This window comes from Paenibacillus sp. P4_E11, assembly GCF_056401635.1.
Map to the genome: position 1 here is coordinate 1 of NZ_JBFUIX010000736.1, position 515 is coordinate 515.

Here is a 515-nt window from a genome sequence, read left to right on the forward strand (position 1 = left end):
GAATGCTATTCCCGCAACGGGCCTGTATAACCATAACAACCTCATCCCATTTCTGCGAAAACATCGTGTTGTGTATCTGAATTCGGATGCGGGCAGTCTGGGATTGGGTATTATCTGCATCAATCTAAATAAACAAGGGCAATTTGTGATTCAGTTTGCCGGGAGGCGCACCGTCTTAGTCTCGGAAGCCGGTTTGCAGCAAGCCTTTAATAGGATGATGAAGGACCCGATACGTTGTTACGCTAACGGGCACGATACTTCAATGACAACAGGCTAACTGCATAATCCGTAGCCTGTTCAGCTATCAGTAACTATAGCGAATGTGAAACAATGACGAGGCTGCCGGCATGGATCGGGTTGATCATCTCATGAGCCATAGGTACAGCGAATTTCTCATTTTTCACACAGAGGAACCCGTGATAATGGTACATAGAGAGGAAAGGTATTTCCAAAATGACATAGAAGGTTTTATACTATAATACATTTTTGCCCAAAACATATAAGGAGCACTACTA

1 protein-coding gene is annotated in these 515 nt (G+C 43.9%); it reads left to right on the plus strand.

The annotated features are described in order from the left end of the window. Positions 1 to 277, plus strand: a 277-nt coding sequence (locus AC1DWB_RS37210; protein WP_477546034.1) for a hypothetical protein, incomplete at its 5' end; no start/stop codon positions are given. Positions 278 to 515: the final 238 nt, after the last annotated feature.